Raw genomic sequence first — 15,941 nt, 5'->3', positions numbered from 1 at the left:
ATGAAAAATTTAAAGATCGCTGCAATTGCTTTATTAGCAACGGCAACTGTTTCTGCACAGGACATTGCAAATGATAAAGTTCCAACTAGTCTAAATAGTAGTTTTCAAAAAGCTTTTCCTAATGCTTCAGATATTGAATGGGAAAAAGATGGAGTAAATTTCAAAGTGGAGTTTGATCAGGACAATATGGAAAACGAAATCTGGTATTCTAATAACGGGGAAATATTGAAAACCGAAAAGGAGCTAACTTTAGAAGATTTACCAAGTGCAGTAATAGCAACTATTAAGAGTAAATATCCAAAATACGATATAGATGAAGTTGAGCTAAGTGAAGCAAAAGGTAAAAAAACCTATGAAGTAGAATTGGAAAAATGGTTTAATGAAGATGTAAAATTGATGATCGCTGAAGATGGAAGTATCTTATAGGAAGAAAATCTAAGCACTGCTATAGATGAATTAAAACAGGCTGGATGTGTTTTCAGCCTTTTTAATTTTTGAAAAAATTGAATGAGATTTTACAAATCTTGCTTTAAATATAATTTTATTTCAAGAGATCTCTAATTCAGAATTAAAATCTGAAATTGAGCTAGCTTATTTCTTATACTCAAGGTCATGTAATAAAAATTACTCTAAATGTCGCATAACATATGGCAATCGATACTCAAGTCATAAGCTATTCCTTATTTTTGGTATTAAAATAGATCTTTAGAAGTCACAATAGGATTGACTTAATTTTATATATGAAGAAAATCATTTAAGAATCTTATTATACAAATAGAATAAGCCATGATCTATTTCATAATATAGAATGTATGTTATCTTTAAAAAATTGATGTATAAAGTTGAAAATGGAAAATACCGAAAAAGCACTTAAAGAAAGAATCAAAGAACTTACCTGTCTTTATGAAGTATCATCTATAATAGTAAATGCCGATTTTGAGGAAATGGATGAGGCTTTAAATGCTATTGCATTCAGTCTTAAAAACGGGTTTCAATACCCTAAACATACTGAGATTGCCATTGAAACATCGCTTAGTGCCATAGAAACTGGTAACATTAATAAGAATATAAATCTAACTTCAGAAATTAGGGTTTTTAATAAAACTAATGGAGCCATCATTGCATCTTTAAAAAATGATAAGAGCTCTTTTCTAAAGGAAGAAAAACAATTATTAGATAGTGTTGCTTTAAAAATCGGAAATCTTTTAGAGCGCATTGAGATTCAGAGAAATGAGACCTCATTAAAAAGACAGATGGAACGATCTGACCGTTTATCTATTTTAGGAGAGATCACCGCTGGGATCTCCCATGAGCTCAACACTCCACTGGCTAATATTCTTGGTTTCGCAGAACTCTTGAAAAATGATCATTCTAAAGATAAACATATATCAGAAGATTTAGATAAGATCATTCAAAATGCAATTTTCTCTCGAGAAGTTGTTAAGAAACTCATGTTCTTTGCTTGTGAAATGCCTCAGGAAATGCAAAAAGTGAACATTGTTCCAAGCATTAAAAATGCGGTGACTTTATTAGATGCTTCCTTTAAAAAAGCAGAAGTGAAATATATTGTAAAAATTGAAGAGGAAAAACTGTTTTTACGAGCAGATACAATTCAGTTAACACAAATTATATTCAATTTAATAATTAATGCAATTTACTTTTCACCTAAAGATGGCTTAATTACGATAGAGGCATTTCAATCTAAAAATGAGATCATATTTAAAATTTCAGATGAAGGCTCCGGACTAGCTGAAGAATCCTTAGAAAAAATTTTCCAACCCTTTTTCACTACAAAACCTACAGGCGATGGATCTGGCTTAGGACTAAGTGTGGTTCATGGTATTGTAGCCAGCCATGATGGATCTATTATGGCAGAAAACAATCCACAAAAAGGTGCGACCTTTACAGTTCGACTTCCTAAAACTTGATTAATTTAGTGATGCTATGCAATTAAAAAAAGAAAACATACTAATTGTAGATGACGACATCAATATCCGGGAGTTATTGCAGCGTCACCTACAATCCTGGAATTACCATACCTATAAAGCAGTTTCTGTAAAGGAAGCTGTACAGATCTTACGGGATACTAAAATTGATTTACTCATCACAGATTTAAGAATGCCGGACATCGATGGTTCGGAGCTTATAAAATTTGTTTCAGAACATTATCCAAAGCTGCCCAAGCTTGTAATAACAGGTTATCCTTCAGTACAAGATTCACTTTCTGCAATCAAATCTGGCGTGGTAGATTATCTAACAAAACCATTTACTAGGGCAGAATTGGAACAAGCGATCAATAAATCTGTTAAAGGTAAGACAGATACTATTAGTTCTTCTAAAGTAGAGCCTACACATGAGAAAGCTTACGGAGAAATTATAGGAAATTCCGAAAAGATTAATGATGTTATTCAAATAATAGAGCGGGTAAAAGATAATAAAGCTACAATATTTATTAAAGGTGAAAGTGGGACGGGAAAAGAATTAGTTGCACGCGCTATACACTATCAGGGTAAATTTTCTCGAGCACCTTTTATCACTGTAAATTGTGGAGGAATTCCTGAAAATCTATTGGAAGCAGAATTGTTTGGGTATACCAAAGGAGCATTTACGGGAGCAGAAAAAAATAGAGATGGATTTTTCCAGGCAGCAAATGGCGGAAGCATTTTTTTAGATGAAATAGGTAATGCCTCCACAGCTGTTCAATCTCGTTTACTTCGTGTTCTTCAAGAAAAAGAAGTAGTAAAAGTAGGAGCTCAAAAAGCAGAAAAAATTGATGTTCGCATCATTGCCGCGACTAATAGTGACTTAAAAGAAATGATCAAAAAAGAAACTTTTAGGGAAGATCTGTACTATAGGCTAACAGTGGTGGAAATAGAGGTAGCACCATTGAGAGAGCGAAAAGAAGACATTGCATTATTAGTAGAAAAGTTTCTCTTTAAATATGGTGTGGAATACAAAGATCGCTTTGTGAAAATTAGTCAAGAAGCTTCTGCTATTTTAGAACGTTATGACTGGCCGGGAAATATACGAGAACTTGAAAATGTGATTCAACGTGCTGTTATAATGTGTGATAAAACAGTAGAAGTTGAATGTCTCCCAGATTCCTTAAAGTACAGTATTCAATTCCCTGAAAATGAATTGATGCCACTTAAAGATATGGAGAAACGATATATCCAAAAAGTGCTCAACCTAACTAATAACAATAAAACCAAGGCTGCAGAGATATTAGGCATCGATCGAAAAACAATTAGAATGAAATTAGAAGATTAAACATTTCTTTACATTCTCGATATTACATTTATTCTAGATTTTCAGCAACTAGGATTAAAAATCCTTGAAATAAATTTCTTTTCCATCTAAAGGAAAGTGATATCAACAATCTTCCATTTTTCACTTTTAAAAGATTTCAATAATATTGATGAGATCTTTCTTCAATCATCTTTATTTTAAATTATTTTCCAGCTTTGGACTTCCAAAACTTCAAAGCAAGGCAATGCCATTGTGCCAATTAAATAATTGATCCTTAAATATAGAATTGATCTATAATTTATTCGCAAATCGTTAAGCCCTATTTAATAACAAAATAATGATACAATTTTTCCCAGGTGGGAGATTTTGTATCGATTGCCATTATATACGCTACATTCAATAATTTCTTCCAATCCCTATACAGCAAGCGATTCACTGTTTTTAGGTGCATCTAGACCTGAACTTATAAGTGCTGGCACACAGCTTGCCTTTTCCTATAAAACAATAACCATGTACTATGAAATCTAATCCATTTAATATTTGTCCCACGTGCATTCATAAAGAGACCTGTGTGTTGACTCAACAAAAGAACCAAGTTTGGTCTTGTAGTGAATATGACGAGGATATATCTGAGTCAGATCACCACAATAATTCAGAATCTTCTATAAGTATTGAAGGTCAGCCAGAAATGGCGATGGCATAATTTTCTAATAATAGTAACCATGATATTTAACTCCCTAGTAACAACATTTACAAACAGGAATTCAGTAAAAAATAAATTGCAATCAGGAATCGAAAAATCAGATTCAAATGAGGTTTCTCATAATAGCAGATATGAACAAAGACGTATAAGTAACCGTCTTTTTAAATAAACCAAATCCAATAATACACTTTATAAATAGTCTATAATTATGACAACAATTACAGCAAAATTAAATAACAAAACAAAAAAGGCTCCTGTTAAGGGTATGATGGAGAATGTGATGCAGCAATTTAATACTGCCGCAGATCATATTAATCTTCATCCTAATATTCGTAAGATATTAAGTATTACAAACAATGAGATCGTAGTACATTTCCCTGTGAAAATGGACAATGGTGAGGTAGAAATTTTTACTGGATATAGAGTGCAACATAATAATGCACTTGGACCGTATAAAGGCGGTTTACGCTATCATCCAACAGTAGATATTGATGCGGCAAGAGCTCTTGCTATGTGGATGACATGGAAAACATCTCTTGCAGGTTTACCTTATGGAGGTGGTAAAGGAGGAATCCAATTAGATCCTTCTATATACTCTGAGGGAGAACTAGAACGAATCACTCGTAGATTTACCTTTGCTTTAGCCGATAATATTGGACCAGAACATGATATTCCTGCTCCAGATGTAAACACAAACAGCCAGACAATGGCTTGGATCGCAGATACTTACATGAGCACACGTCCTCCCGCAGAAAGAACTGCAAATCAGCATGTGGTAACAGGAAAACCAGATGGTAGTGGTGGATTGGAAGGTCGTGATCGTGCAACTGGATACGGGGTATTCTTAAATATAAAGTTTTGGGCAAAGCGCAATAACGAAATTCTTTCTGGCAAGAAGTTTATTGTTCAAGGTTTTGGGAATGTTGGCTATTGGGCTTCTCATTTTCTAGAAAAAGAGGGAGCAAAATTAGTAGCAGTTCAAGATGCTTTTGGAAGTATAGAAAACCAAAATGGAATTTCTGTTGAAAATCTATTTAACTACAGTATAGCAAATAATGGTAGTATCGTCTCATTTCCTGAGGCAAAGGATATAGCAAGTGATAATTTCTACGGAACTGATTGTGATATCTGTATCCCTGCGGCTTTAGGTAACCAGATCACGGAAACTAATGCTACTAACATTAAAGCAAAATTAATTGCTGAAGGTGCAAACGGTCCTACAAGCGTAGAAGGTGAAAAGATTCTTTTGCAAAGAGGAATAACAATAATTCCTGATATCCTATGTAATTCTGGGGGTGTTGTAGGTAGCTACTTTGAATGGTTACAGAACCGAAATGGAGAGCTTTGGCAATTAGATGAGGTGATGGCAAAACTTGATAAGAAGATGCTGGAATCTTTTAATAAAGTTTATGAATATTCTGAAAGAGAAGGAATGGATTTACGTACGGCAGCTTTTTGTATTGCTATTAAACGCATAGAAAAAGCTTATGTACAAAGAGGGATATTCCCATAATGTAGAACACTTTTATACAAATGAGATGAAATACGGGAGTTTAATAATAGATAAGAAAGAGTATGTGTATTTAAAGCGCATACTCAACATCTCGGGCTATGCAGAAGATTTTCAAACAAAGAAATCTTTGCAAAGGCTGATTGATGAACTTAAGAACGCTCAAATTGTAGATGAAATTGAAATGCCTACGGACGTCATTAGATTTAATAGTAGAATAATGGTGTATTCTGAAAGTGGCTGGGAAAAATCTATACAACTTGTAATACCGCAAGATAAAGATGTCAAGCAAGATAAGGTCTCTATTCTAACCCCAATGGGCGCTGCTCTTTTTGGTTATTCCGAAGGAGATACCATAGAATGGGATTTTCCTTCTGGCAAACAAGTAATAAAAATAATTGCGGTTGTACAAGATGAGCTTCAGAAAAAAGTTGAAGTCTAAATTTAAAAACATCAAAAATGGAAATATTACAAACTGAAATATATAATCACGATTCTAAAATTGATGTGACTCATAAGATAAATTCGATTGAATTAGATAATTGGATCAATCATTTAAAATATATAAAAAAAGAATTGAGCAATCTTATTGGCCTCTATGGAGAGGATCTAAGTAGTGAATTTAAGGACGAAACTATACTTCAAAAATTTCAAAAGAAAGATTCAGAAAACGATTTATTGTTAAAGGCACTCCATAAATACATGGGTTCTAGAGGGGATATTCGGGAGTGTGAAGATACCCAGTGCGATATGATTTATATAACCGAACATGAGAGTTACAGAAGAAGTTATTTATATCATCTGGATAAATATAGAAAGTTGAAAGATGACTTTTTCAGCAAAGTACAGGGACAATTTTCTTGGATTAATAACAAATCTTAAGAAAGTAGATACTAATTGGAAACTACATTACCATACAAAACTGATGTTCAAAGAAAGCTGTGTATCAAGAAAGATCTCATAGAACTGAGTCATTGGATAGATATCCTTTCCAACATTAATGAGGAATTAGGCTATTTAAAATTAATTGAGAAGCAGCTTTTGAAGAACAGCAATATTGAAGCGAACCTTCAAGGCTTACGAAGAAAAAATACATTATTAATGGGAATGTTGTGTAAATATGAGCAAGAATTAAAAACAGAATATGAGTATGGAAAAAGTGAATATAATCTAACACGGGCAGAAGAGCACGAAAAGAAACGTGATGTTCACTCATCATTTATCTCAGAATTCAATCAGGTTAAACGAGAAATATACCTTGACCTATCTATGTATCAGCGCAGATAGAAGCTTTAAAGACATGAAAAAGATTTTAATACCAATCAACTTTAATTTTAATGGCTATGAAGCAATTAACTATGCTATTAAATTTTTTGAAGACGAGGCGTGTCATTTTTACTTTTTCAACACTTTTACTTATGATGTACAGGGCTTAAATGCGATACAACTGCTTCAGGCAGATGAAAATTGGTTCGAAAAACCTAAAAATTATTCTGAAAACAAAATGAGGGCAGTAACTAATAAGTACCTCTATAACAATCGAGCAAAAAAACATCTTTTTAGTGCCCTAACTGATTGTACCAATTTGATTGAAGGTATTAAAAAAGCTATTAAAGAAAATGAAATTGATATTGTTGTTTTTCCAGGGAAAAAGGATACCAACAATAGCAGCGAAAAGTACAGTAGAAATACAATACGCATCATTGAAAACATAAGAGAATGCCCCGTAATCATCCTCCCTCCTACGGCTAAGTTTCATAAAAAACCAGAATTTATTCTAGTTTCAAAATTTGAGAATGAGCTCTCTACATCTGACCTTCAGAGTTGGTGTCATTTAGTGAAAATCACCAAAGGAACTATAAAAATTGTCACGCTTTCCAAAAAGGATGAAATGACGACATTACAAAAATATAATCAAAACCTTGCTTTCTTAGAAGTAGCGAACTTCTCCAACAATAAAATAAAATTGGAAAATATTGAATCTATTAATGAATTAAAAGAAAGATCAAATATTGCTTGTAGTTACATTATTTGCTTAATAGATAAAAAACCAAATATTTGGAGGATGTGTGGACTAAGCACTTCTTGGATTACGAATTTTGGACCTTTGCAACACGCTCCTCTAATTGCTCTTCACAGTTAAAATACAAATAATAGTTATCTTAAATTTTCTCTGTTTATAATTCTACTTGGCAATTCTAGAATTATGTTGTTATATTGGTTATTTCCGGCTTCCATTTTTGATGAATTCGGAGAAAAAAAAACAACCAATAGAAAATAAATTTAATTTAGTTTATTTCAAAAATAATAAGTAGAAACTAAGCTAAAATCTCTTAGCTAAAGCCTTTCTTTTGGAAGTGTTTTAAATCCTTTTCTATCCATATTGCCCCATCCAGATTTAACTCCAAAGATCTTTTTATAATATCCTTGAATCTGTCCTAAAACCAAAATTGGATGATATAGAAAAGGTTCCAGATAAGCAGCGAGTAACAACTCTATTACCTCTTTGCCTGTATTATAATGTTTAAAATTCTTAACGTAGATAAATATTGAAATAGTAGAAAATATACACCCTAAAAGATATATACTGGTAAAAAGAAGAATTGCAACATTCCAATTGATAAGACCCAGCATTGTAAATACGATTAAGCTTAATAAACCTAGAAATTCCACTATAGGTGCACCTAACTCAAAAACCATCCAATAGGGATAATAGAATAATCCCATATCTCTATACTTCCTATTAAAGAATAAATCCTTGTGCAGTGTCATAGTTTCCCATAGTCCACGGGCCCATCTATCCCTTTGCTTTATTAAAACATCAATATTATTTGGAGCCTCTGTCCAACAAAGGGTTTCTGGCAGATACACCATTTTATGAGGAACTTTAATTTCCTCCATATGTTTTCTCAATCGAATTCCAAGTTCCAAGTCTTCTCCTACGGTATGAATATTAAATCCATTTACTTCTATAACTCTGTTTCTAGCATAAAGCCCAAAAGCACCCGAAACTAACATTACTCCATTAATTTCACTCCATGCCATTCTACCCAATAAAAAAGCTCTTATATATTCTACAACTTGGATCATCGGTATTAAGCTGTCTGGTAAACGAAGTTTTTCTACTACCCCATTTTTAACGATAGAATCATTAATAATTCCAATTGCAGCACCACAAGCAACGATCTCCTGATTAAATTCCTCCAAATAAGGCCTTACCATTTTTAATAATGCATCCTGTTCTATAATACAATCTGCATCTGTACAAAGCACTAATTCTGTAGCGGCAAAATTGATTCCCGCGTTGTTGGCATCAGATTTTCCACCGTTATTCTTATCTATTACTGTAAGTTGTTTAAACTGTAATTTCCTGCTTCGGTATATCTTGTTGACGGTTGAAGTAGGAATGGGTTGTGTTATAAAGGTAGAATCGAACGATTCTAGATCGTATTTATCTATTAATAGTTGTAGTGTATTATCTGTACTGCCATCGTTTACTATGATTAATTCATAATAAGGATATTGAAGAGCTAATAATGATTTTACATTTTCTACAATTGTTTTGCTTTCATTAAAAGCAGGAGCAATTAAGGTAATGGAAGGAATATCTGTGGCGCTTACAATATCATTTACTTGTAAGAAACGAGCTTTCCTCTTATTCCTATTAACAGATCTTGTAGAGAGAATAATTGCAAAAAAATAGAGCGCAATTAAACACAAACCATATAACAGGAAAAAGTAATTTAAGATCCAGAATATGTAATAATAAAGATCTATCTCCACTAAAATAACCATCTAAACTGAAATAGATTCACTATCCGCCTTTTGGGTATATTGGTGGTAATAGTATTCTTGAACTTCTTCCTTATAACCGTTATTCCAAAGAATATCTGCAGTGCTTAGTTTGATAATATCGCTACCATTATATAATAGATCTTTATAGAAAGGCAAGTCTATATCCATTGAAATTCTCTGTATATATTTAAGAAGCATTAGTTGCTGTTCTGTATTGCTAATATGATAAAATTTTTCCTTTATTTCTCTCAGTTGTTCTGCACTTAATGAAAATGAAGAAATACAGTAAATTGCTGCTTCTCTTATTTCAAATTTTGGATTATCTATAAATTGAATAATATAAGCAATGTCTTCAGTGAGATGGAATTTTCTAATAATTCTCATTATCAATTCATTCGCATATGGCCTATCACTATTATATGCTCTTCTTAAATGATTTAGATCTGGAATAGGATAGAGATCATTCAATTTTTCTACGATTTTTATTTGTTGCCAAAGCGTCATTTGTCTTTTTAGATATGGCAAAAATCTCAGACTTTTCCAACCAAGAAAAATTACAATCCCAATTTGAGCTTCTCTCCTTACATAAATATTATCATCGTTCCTAAGTTTAATTAGATCCCGAGTATACTGACTTTGATCCATTTCATAAATCTCCCGTATTCCCCTTGCTTTTATGTACCATTTTGAGCTTGTTAACTTACTAGCTGAAGCGCCGTATGGAGGAATTTGAGTAAAAAGTTTTTTTAGTTTAGTATAATTATTCCCCAGAATAGATCTTTGTGTCCTAATCATTAAATCTATTAAATATTGTACATTTCTTGGTTTGGATGGTACAATTCCCACAGCTTTCAATTCTCTTTGAATCTCAATTAAGTTTGATTCTTCATTAGGCGCAGGATATAAGTATAAAGAACAAATTTTAGCAAAAGTAGATTCAATTAATTGCAACCGCTTTGTTCGCCATCTTCTATAAATCATGCTGTAAGCAATAGACCCAAATACTATTACTAATACAAGCAATAAAATTTTTATTAATAATATTAATATTTCAGCTTTCATTAGGCTATAAGCTTTTGAATATTATCCATATCTAAAGGAATTGGAAAGAATCCTCTAACATTTTGTGAAGCCAATATTTCCTTCTCAATCTTATTCTGTCCCATATTCGTGACAATAATCAAAGATTTATGAAGGATGATTTCTTGAATCTGAAACACAAAATCTAAGGGTGCAATTCCTTCAAAAAGGATGTCGGAGATAATTACATCAAAATTTGCAGACTGATCTTCAATATCAAGATCGTTAATAGATCTAATAGCCCTGCACTCGTATTGGTTTAAGATAACCAAACGTTCTATGATCTTTAGGATAATAATATCCTCTTGTATAACCAGTGCTTTTCGCATTAAAACTTACGAAAATTTATAACACCGTAGAAAGTATAAATATTCATTGGGGATTTTTAAAAGTTCAAACGGTAATTTTTTTTCTATAGGCGATTCTAATTTTATTAATTTATTAAATAGGAACTTGTAATAATAACACTTATTAATGATATATTACAATTATGAAGACCTTCTATTCATCTGTCTGTAATTGAACAATATATATTTACGATAAATCTGAAATCTCGGTTTTAGATTTTAATCAATAGTATGTCGTTTTTTTAAACACTCCAGAGCAATAATGTGAAAATGAATTAAATAAAGTACAAACTAATTTTTGAGACATTATTATTTATTTATCTTTATTTTTTTATTTGATTAAGCAATTTTATAACTCACAATATATTAGATAGTTATTGCGAATTATGTTTAACCAATTAATTAAAATTACCCTAAAAACCCCTTTTGTGAAACATCACCTACCCAACTTAGTTGCTGGAAAAATTAGTTTTTTTCCATCCTTCAGTTTGTTATTATTTTTTGTGGTTATTTCTGCAAACTTACATGCACAAGACACCTTATCTTCAGACGAACTGTTTATAAATGCAAGAACAGCAGCATTTGATGAAGATGATTATCCTAAAGCCATAAGAATTACCAAGCAAGCTCTAGAGATTAGCCCGGATTATTCTGATATCCGTATTTTTCTCGGAAGGCTGTATACTTGGACAGATGAAGTGGCTCTGGCAAGAAAAGAATTTGACAGAGTGATTGAAACAAATCCTGGGTATGAAGATGCGCATTTGGCTTATGGATATTTAGAATATTGGAATGATAATCCCATAAGATCGTTGGAAATTATTCAACCTGGAATAGATAAAAATCCAGGCTCTAAAAGTCTCATGATGCTAAAGGCTAAAATTCAGAATAATCTAGAAAAATTTACTGAAGCAAATAAAACACTCGAAGAATTATTAGTTTTTCATCCAAAGGATTCTGAAGCCAGAGCCTTTAGTCAGAAAATTAAAGACCTTTCATCAAATAATCAAATTGGGATAGACTATGATTTTGTTTATTTTGACGAACGTTTTAGCGACCCTTGGCACTTGGCCAGCGTGAGTTATGGAAGGCGAACAGGGATTGGTTCTGTGACTGGTAGGCTTAATTATGCAAATAGATTTACAACCAACGGAGTACAATTTGAAGTAGATGCCTACCCAAGAATTTCCGATACATTTTATGCCTACGTGAGTGGAGGAATTTCAGAAAATGGAGGGATATTTCCTAGATATCGTGCTGGCTTTTCTTTGTATGCAAATCTTCCAAAGTCATTTGAAGCAGATGCAGGGTTTAGATTTCTAAGTTTTAGCAAATCTACATGGATTTATACAGCCTCTGTAGGTAAATACTATAGCAATTACTGGTTTAATTTAAGAACCTATTTAACGCCATCTAATAGTTCTCTTTCTAAATCTATATCTTTAACTGTGAGGTACTATTTAGCCGGAGCAGATGATTACTTAAGTTTGAGAGTGGGTTCTGGACTTTCCCCAGATAGACCTGAAAACTATATTTTATTAGATGAAAATAACAATGTTATTGGATCTCTAGATCAAGAGAATTTAAAATCTAGTAACATTAATTTAGGTTATAGAAAATCCATTAATCAGTCTAACATTTTCTCAATAGATTTAAGTGCAGAAAATCAAGAATATGCTTTAGACAAAAAGGGATATCAATTTACTATTGGCGCAGGATTTACCAAAAGGTTTTAAAATGAAAAAGAACATTGTCTTTACAATAATTTTACTGCTCCTTTTTTTACCCTTATTTATGTGGCTTGCTTGGGTTTTTACACCTAAAACAAAATTTGTAGCAGCAATTGTAGATAAAACAGTACTTACAAAACAAGGTCAGGAACATATCTCTTTTAATTGGATCCTCAATTATAATAGATATACCAAAACTTCTATAGATCCTTACGAGATAGATCATGACTATTTTGGCTTTTTTCCATTAGAAAACGAGGAGTATAAATTAAAAGGTTTAGAGAGATTTACCTCAAAGCAGCTAGATCAATTAAGTGATGATGCAGATATGGTCTATTTCACAGATACTTATGGGATTTATAACAACGAATGGTTTCAGCACACCAATCTCAATGAACGTTCCGGAATGTTATATGGAGGGCTAAGCGATAAGGATATAGAATTACTTGCTTTAATGAAGGAGAAAAAAAAGTTGATAATAACTGAATTCAACACTATTGGTTCTCCTACTCAGTCAAGAAATAGAGCATTATTCGAAGAGATGTTTGGTTTAGAATGGACAGGATGGACCGCTCGATATTTCAATAATTTAGATCTGGAAGTAAATAAAGAGTTACCAAATTGGTTAATTAATAATTATAAAAAAGCGAATAACAACCAATGGCCTTTTAAAAAATCTGGAATTGCATTTGTAAATGATAAAGATCAAGTAGTGATCTTGGAAGAGGATACGCATCTTACCAATTCAATGCCGCACATAATTAGTAATCAGTTTGCGCAAGATCACTATGGATTACCTAAGGAGATGAAATATTCCTTTTGGTTTGATGTAATGAAACCTAATAAAAAGGTGAATCTAGTAATATCATCTTTTAACATCAGTACCAATAAGGAGGGTAATGAGGAGTTAAACAAGTATGGAATTCCTAATAACTTCCCTGCAATAACTATGCATAAGGATTCAGATTATAGCTTCTTCTACTTTTCTGGAGATTTTAGTGATAATCCTATAAACTATAATTCTTCTTATTTTAAAGGTATCGGATATTTTAAAGGCATGTTTTACAACGATGATGATATTACAGAAAGAACTAGCTTTTTCTGGAAATACTATCGCCCATTAATTAATACCATCCTTGAAGAATATATTGAAGAATCAAGTAAAGATTAATTGGTGTTTTTTTTATTTTGGAGTGTAATTTGAAAAAATAGAGTCGGGAATTATTTGTTTCCCTATAATAATTTGGGAATTACGCTGCTTAAATTGCTCAAAAGCTCCTTTTATTCTATTTTTTTCTACTTCATCTTCAACTACGTCTTCTCCCATTTCTTTATTCAATTTATAGAGATTATCACCATTTAAATGATATTCTCCCATGATAAAATCATCCAAGCTCGTTTTTGTTTGCATCAGCGGTAAATAGTGAATATTCTGAAAGCTTCGAGTAGTGTCTAGCCCCTTCCCCACCCAACTGGTATATTCTGGCAGTTTTATATCATGGTTAGTTTTTAAGTAAGCCAATATACTTGGGGTAACATTGAAGTGAGTAGAAATAGATTCAATTTCTGCGGTTCTTTTTAATAATGGAGAATAAATTATTAAAGGCACATGATATCTATCTATCTTAGTACTCATAGGGATCTCTGGAATCCTGTGATCTCCTGTTATTAAAAATATAGTATTATCATAATCTGCTCTTTTTTTATAATCCTCGAAGAAGTTTTTCAATGCATCATCTGCATACATAATAGTTGAATATTGTTTTGAATAATTTCTATGTGATTCCTTTTCAGCTTCATCAAACCTTAGATACTCTAGGCGTTCCTCAAACTTAGCATTATATTTATCTACCTCATCTATTAAAAATGGACTATGTGTGGTAACCGTAAGAAGTACACTCAACTGCGGTTTTTCTTCTACTTCTTTTCTTGAATTTAGAAAATACCTATAGAGTTCCTTATCATTATATCCCCATGAGAATCCGTTGTTTTGAGGCAATTTTTTATATCCTGCAGGAAAGGTTTCTTCATCATTAATTTCATCTACTTTATTTGCGTTGAGATAGAGCGCCATATTATCAAAATTCGCGTCACCAGCATAATAGAAAGATGTATTATAGCCATTAAATTTAAGGGTGTTTAATAAGGATAATTGTTTAGGCATATTATTTCCCATTCCTAAATATCCGTTTTCAGCAAATGGGAGAGATCCAAGTAAAGAAGGTAAAACAGCAAAAGTTCGGCCACCTTGACTCAAAAAGTTTTTCCAATACATACCATCTTCAGCCAGATCACTTAAAAATGGTGTGAAATTACCCAAATAGGCACCCTCATTGGTAAATGCTCTACCCAAACCTTCCACTACGATTATAACAATATTAGGCGCTTTCTCTTTAGGAGTGAAGAAAGGAGTTAGCACATCATTCGTTACTTCTCCATGTAAAAATGGATAATTTTCTTCATCTATAAAATTAAAAGCAATTCCTTCACTAAACTTGTCGAAAAAATCACCAATGTAATTGTCTGCATAAATATCAGTTTCTAAAATAACAGGATTATAATATGAATACGCGCTGCTGTAAAAATGATCGGACTTATTGGTCACCAAATTGTTAGCAAAATCTGATTCCAAATTAACTTTCCCTACTGCTTTATACCCGCTAAAAGACATGAACAAGAGAGAAACAATAGGCAATCCTAATGCTATATAAATAGAAGGTCTTACCTTTTTAGTGAAGAAATGGGTAGAAAATAAAACTATACTTATTAGCAAAATAAATATAATAATAGTTATCGCATTTAAGCCTCCAGATGATCCTACTGTTTGCTTTATGTCTTCTATACTATATCCAAAAAGATCTGCTCCCAGCATTACCAAAGCAGCATTAAAATAATTAAGCAATATTATTTGAATTATAAAAAAGAGCAGCAAAAGCCCTTGGAATGTGATTTTCGCGAATCTTGGAGACAATAGATATATAGGCACATATATAATATAAATTATAAGTACCCATTTAAGCCAAAACAAAAGATCTAAATACCAACTCCATAGCATCAAATTAAAAAACCCACTAGGTAATCCATTGGTGAAGGAGTTTAATGTTAATTCTGCAACACTAAATACAAACATCAGGATCAACCAAATAAGCGAGAAACTTGCAAATGTTCTTGTGGCGTGAATTAATCGTTCCTTTAATGATACTCTACTAGTATTCTTTGCCATTCTATAATTGTTAAAATAGGTGATTTGAGGTAAGCTGTATTTTTAAACATTCAAAAATAGAATTAATTTTTAATAGTGCTTTACTCTTTTGGGATAATATAAAAACTTGAAAAACTGCAGGTTCCTCTTATTTCAGCTGTGAAGATTTTAGATTTAATACATTTCTTTTCAGAGATTATTTTTAAAACTATTGGTATAGTATTTTGATGACATATTTAAGTCGGAAAAAACTGTGAGTAACATAAGTTACATATAGTTCATTCAAGACTTTTTATATTTGAAGTCGATGAAAATGAAAACTTAC

The 15,941-nt window shown here is 32.1% G+C and carries 15 protein-coding genes; 11 read left to right on the top strand and 4 right to left on the bottom strand.

Annotated features, from left to right (window positions below):
* The 9 genes from I130_RS08820 (at position 1) to I130_RS08780 (ending at position 7,605) form a co-directional block, all read left to right on the top strand.
* Positions 1 to 426: a PepSY-like domain-containing protein gene (locus I130_RS08820; RefSeq protein ID WP_034921788.1), complete on the top strand. Its 426-nt coding sequence runs from the start codon at positions 1 to 3 to the stop codon at positions 424 to 426.
* A gap of 422 nt (positions 427 to 848) precedes the next feature.
* A complete protein-coding gene (locus I130_RS08815) occupies positions 849 to 1,928 on the top strand; it encodes a sensor histidine kinase (protein WP_034921785.1) in 1,080 nt (359 codons plus the stop codon).
* Positions 1,929 to 1,944: 16 nt separating this feature from the next.
* A complete protein-coding gene (locus I130_RS08810) occupies positions 1,945 to 3,270 on the top strand; it encodes a sigma-54-dependent transcriptional regulator (RefSeq protein ID WP_034921783.1) in 1,326 nt (441 codons plus the stop codon).
* Between the two features lie 496 nt (positions 3,271 to 3,766).
* Positions 3,767 to 3,952 carry a hypothetical protein gene (locus I130_RS08805; protein WP_034921779.1) on the top strand — a complete coding sequence of 62 codons (186 nt, stop codon included), beginning with the start codon at positions 3,767 to 3,769 and terminating at the stop codon, positions 3,950 to 3,952.
* A gap of 208 nt (positions 3,953 to 4,160) precedes the next feature.
* Positions 4,161 to 5,465 (top strand): Glu/Leu/Phe/Val family dehydrogenase, encoded by a 1,305-nt coding sequence (locus I130_RS08800; protein WP_034921776.1) that lies wholly within the window; start codon positions 4,161 to 4,163, stop codon positions 5,463 to 5,465.
* Positions 5,440 to 5,904 carry a GreA/GreB family elongation factor gene (locus tag I130_RS08795; RefSeq protein ID WP_316928455.1) on the top strand — a complete coding sequence of 155 codons (465 nt, stop codon included), beginning with the start codon at positions 5,440 to 5,442 and terminating at the stop codon, positions 5,902 to 5,904. The genes I130_RS08800 and I130_RS08795 overlap by 26 nt, the downstream gene beginning before the upstream one ends.
* Before the next feature lie 17 nt (positions 5,905 to 5,921).
* Complete coding sequence (locus I130_RS08790; protein WP_034921774.1) at positions 5,922 to 6,344, top strand: hypothetical protein; 423 nt, start codon at positions 5,922 to 5,924, stop codon at positions 6,342 to 6,344.
* Between the two features lie 15 nt (positions 6,345 to 6,359).
* Entirely contained in the window at positions 6,360 to 6,749 is a 390-nt protein-coding gene (locus tag I130_RS08785) for a hypothetical protein (protein ID WP_034921772.1), read from the top strand.
* 13 nt (positions 6,750 to 6,762) lie between these two features.
* The gene (locus I130_RS08780; protein ID WP_034921769.1) at positions 6,763 to 7,605 is read left to right on the top strand and encodes a hypothetical protein; all 843 of its coding nucleotides are present in this window, start codon (positions 6,763 to 6,765) and stop codon (positions 7,603 to 7,605) included.
* A gap of 194 nt (positions 7,606 to 7,799) precedes the next feature.
* Here the strand turns inward: I130_RS08780 and I130_RS08775 are convergent, their stop codons facing one another.
* From I130_RS08775 to I130_RS08765, 3 genes are read right to left on the bottom strand one after another with little or no spacing between them, the layout of a single operon-like run.
* Positions 7,800 to 9,257 (bottom strand): glycosyltransferase family 2 protein, encoded by a 1,458-nt coding sequence (locus I130_RS08775; protein WP_034921768.1) that lies wholly within the window; start codon positions 9,255 to 9,257, stop codon positions 7,800 to 7,802.
* Positions 9,258 to 10,319, bottom strand: coding sequence for a hypothetical protein (locus I130_RS08770; RefSeq protein WP_034921766.1), 1,062 nt, complete (start codon positions 10,317 to 10,319; stop codon positions 9,258 to 9,260).
* The gene (locus I130_RS08765; protein ID WP_034921764.1) at positions 10,319 to 10,666 is read right to left on the bottom strand and encodes a hypothetical protein; all 348 of its coding nucleotides are present in this window, start codon (positions 10,664 to 10,666) and stop codon (positions 10,319 to 10,321) included. The genes I130_RS08770 and I130_RS08765 overlap by 1 nt, the downstream gene beginning before the upstream one ends.
* 446 nt (positions 10,667 to 11,112) lie before the next feature.
* On the opposite strand from I130_RS08765, the gene I130_RS08760 reads away from it, so the two are divergent.
* The gene (locus I130_RS08760; protein ID WP_232224045.1) at positions 11,113 to 12,420 is read left to right on the top strand and encodes a YaiO family outer membrane beta-barrel protein; all 1,308 of its coding nucleotides are present in this window, start codon (positions 11,113 to 11,115) and stop codon (positions 12,418 to 12,420) included.
* A 1-nt stretch (position 12,421) separates the two neighbouring features.
* A complete protein-coding gene (locus tag I130_RS08755; protein WP_034921761.1) occupies positions 12,422 to 13,585 on the top strand; it encodes a hypothetical protein in 1,164 nt (387 codons plus the stop codon).
* 12 nt (positions 13,586 to 13,597) lie between these two features.
* On the opposite strand, the gene I130_RS08750 is transcribed toward I130_RS08755, so the two are convergent.
* The gene (locus tag I130_RS08750; RefSeq protein WP_034921758.1) at positions 13,598 to 15,637 is read right to left on the bottom strand and encodes an LTA synthase family protein; all 2,040 of its coding nucleotides are present in this window, start codon (positions 15,635 to 15,637) and stop codon (positions 13,598 to 13,600) included.
* Between the last annotated feature and the right edge of the window lie 304 nt (positions 15,638 to 15,941).

The sequence above is a fragment of the Gillisia sp. CAL575 genome (assembly GCF_000403785.1).
Lineage (GTDB): Bacteria > Bacteroidota > Bacteroidia > Flavobacteriales > Flavobacteriaceae > Gillisia.
The sequence above is the reverse complement of the archived record's forward strand: the minus strand, read 5'-3'. Positions and strand labels throughout refer to the sequence as shown.